Annotated in this window: 2 protein-coding genes; both read right to left on the bottom strand. The window is 56.4% G+C overall.

Features of this window, described 5'->3' with window-relative positions; translation table 11 throughout:
• On the bottom strand, nt 1-2,023 hold a 2,023-nt coding region (locus tag RA210_RS18585), incomplete at its 3' end, for a heavy metal translocating P-type ATPase (protein ID WP_201487606.1).
• 29 nt (nt 2,024-2,052) lie between these two features.
• On the bottom strand, nt 2,053-2,709 hold the full coding sequence (locus RA210_RS18580) for a methyltransferase family protein (RefSeq protein ID WP_201487605.1): 657 nt from the start codon (nt 2,707-2,709) through the stop codon (nt 2,053-2,055).
• Nucleotides 2,710-2,938 lie beyond the last annotated feature (229 nt).

Genomic DNA, 2,938 nt, shown 5'->3' with positions numbered 1-2,938 from the left:
GCAATACTTCGGCGATGACACGATCGATTCCAACCTGTTGAGCAATCGCCTTGGCCGTACGTTGATTGTCACCAGTCAAAAGAACCACCTGAATACCACGCGATTTGAGTTCACTAATGGCTTCGGCAGCTTCCGGCTTGAGCGTGTCAGCCACCGCGATGATGCCCAGCAGATCCCCCCCCCGACCAACCAGCATTGCGGTTTTGCCTTGGGCTTCCAGCTGGGCCATGGCTTGTTCCGCATGGCTGATCGCGATGTTCTGCTGCTGGAATAGACGCCGGTTGCCGAGCCAGACCAATGTGCCGTGCAACTCCCCCTGGATGCCGTGACCCGCTATGCCCTTGATGCCGCGAGCGGCCTCAAGCACCAAACCACGATGCTGAGCTGCGCGCACGATGGCTTCGCCAAGGGGGTGCTCAGAGCCAATTTCAACGGCTGCAGCCAGAGCCAGAACACCCGCTTCATCGATGTCTTTAAGTGGCACTATATCGGTCACCGTCGGCTCGCCACGGGTGATCGTACCGGTCTTGTCGAAAACGACGGTCGAGAGCTTTTCAGCACGCTCCAACACCTCACCGCCCCGTATCAAGATGCCCATGTCCGCACCTTTGCCGACACCAACCATCAATGCAGCCGGCGTTGCAACGCCGAGTGCACACGGGCAGGAAATGATCAGTACGGCAATGAAGGCGAGCAGGCCCTGGGGGAAGAATCCAAAGGCCCACCAACCGAAAAAGGCAAGCAGGGCAACCAGAACCACTGCCGGCACGAAATAGCCAGTGACCTTGTCCGCGAGCCGCTGGATCTGCGCCGTACTCGCCTGGGCGTCTTCCACCATCTTGATGATCTGTGCCAGAGCGGTTTCCTTACCGATCTTGGTAGCCTTGAAGCGGAACAGCCCCGAGCGGTTGAGCGTGCCACCGATCACAGCTGCGCCAGGCTTCTTTTCCACCGGCATCGACTCACCGGTCAGCATCGATTCATCAATGCTCGTTTCACCTTCGGTGACTGCACCATCGGTGGGAATTTTCTCGCCAGGCCTCACCACCACGATCTCACCGACCATGATGCTTTCGGCCGGGATCTCCTCTTCCTTGCCGTCGCGTAGCACGTGGGCCGTAGCTGGCTTCAGGTCCAGCAGCCGCCGCACGGCAGCAGAGGATTTCTTCTTGATGATCTCCTCCATGTACTTGCCCAGCAGCACGAAGGCGATAATAACTGCCGAAACCTCGAAGTAGACGTCTCGCTCATCGACCTTGATCGGCAGGACATCAGGGAAGAACAACACGGCGACACTATAGAAGTAGGCAACCGTTGTGCCGAGCGCGATCAGGAAGTCCATGTTGATGCTGCGCGTGCGAATGGCATTCCACGCACCCTTATAGAAGCTCCAGCCACCGATGAATTGCACCGGAGTTACCAGCAGAAACAACCATACGCCCCAGGTGAAGAAGGGAAGTGCGTCAATCGGCACCCAGGTCAGGATGGTGGCGCCAGTAGCGAGACCAATGAATGCTCCCGCGCGCAGGATGGCAAGAGCAAGCACACCGGTGAGCGCAATGGTCACCCGTGTTTTCATCCGCTTGAGCTCAGTCTCGGGGGACTCGAAGGTTTGTTTACAGCTCTCGCTGCAAAAGTAGTAAGTGCGCCCGCCGCGCTCACTCTTCAGGGCCGTAGCCTTGTTCACCAGCATGCCGCAGATGGGATCCTTGGCTTTGCCCTCCACACCATGTTCATTGGCGCGAGGGGTTGCCACCGAGGAGCTGCCTCCGTGAGGACCATCATGGGTATGCTCGTGACTGCAACCTTCATGCTCAACCTTGCCCATATAGCGCTCTGGCGCCTTGGCGAACGCCCCTTGGCAGCGACTCGAGCAGAACCAGAAACGCCGCCCTTGGTACTCCTGACTGAGCGTCGTTGGCTCCGGATTGACCTCCATGCCACAGACTGGATCAGTTACCGTCCTCATAGACCCGCCCGACTTCCCCGACTCTTCCGTGCGCATGCCGTTATACTTTTCCATATTTCATCACTCATCTCACTAAGTCGAAATTACGATTTGGCTTGCACTTTATGACCACCAAAACGAGGAATGAAAGCGGGGACCTCATTCATGTATCGACGATAAGCATCACCAAACTGAGCAAGCGCATCACGCTCTTCAGATTTCGCCAAGCGCGTATACATGAACACGAGAATCGGAAACATGGCAATTGTTATCAATGTCGGCCATTGCAACAGAAAGCTGAACATGATCAACACGAAACCGATATATTGCGGATGACGGACTTTCGCATAAGGTCCAGTGGTGGCGAGCTTGCCTGACCTTTGTGCCTCGTACAGCACTCGCCAGGCAGAGGCCAGCAACCAGAAGCCAGCAATAAGGAAGACACTGCTGGCGATGTGGAACGGCCCCAGATGGGGGTTGGCCTTCCAGCCGAACAAGACCTCAAGCAGGTGGCCCGCATCGTGCGAGAAAAAGTCGATGCCGGGATAGCGGGTGCCGAGCCAGCCCGACAGCAGATAAATTGTCAGCGGAAAGCCATACATCTCGGTGAACAGCGCCACCAGGAATGCGCTGAAAGCACCAAAACTTCGCCAATCACGAGCTGACTTTGGCTTGAAAAAGCTGAACGCGAAGATGATGAACACCAATGAGTTGATGATCACCAATCCCCACAGGCCATAGGCTGGCATGTCGTGTGTCATGAGGGTTCTCCTTTGAAACTATCAGTAAAGTCCAAAACCTGCGCCCTGCCACCCTTCGAGAAAATCAACATGCCATCACTATCGTCGTCCCCCTTAAGACCCGGCGGCGGCAAAAACTGAGTGCAACACCTGACCTTTCCGGTACGGTGTTGCCATGTCTTACCACGAACTCAGCATTGAAGAGCGCTCCAACATCCAGGTCGGTCTGCTGCGCGGCATGAGCCAGCGG

The sequence above is a fragment of the Pseudomonas sp. OF001 genome (assembly GCF_904426495.1).
Taxonomy (GTDB): Bacteria; Pseudomonadota; Gammaproteobacteria; order Pseudomonadales; family Pseudomonadaceae; genus Geopseudomonas.
Note: the sequence above shows the minus strand (reverse complement) of the source record. Positions and strands in the feature narration are given on the sequence as shown.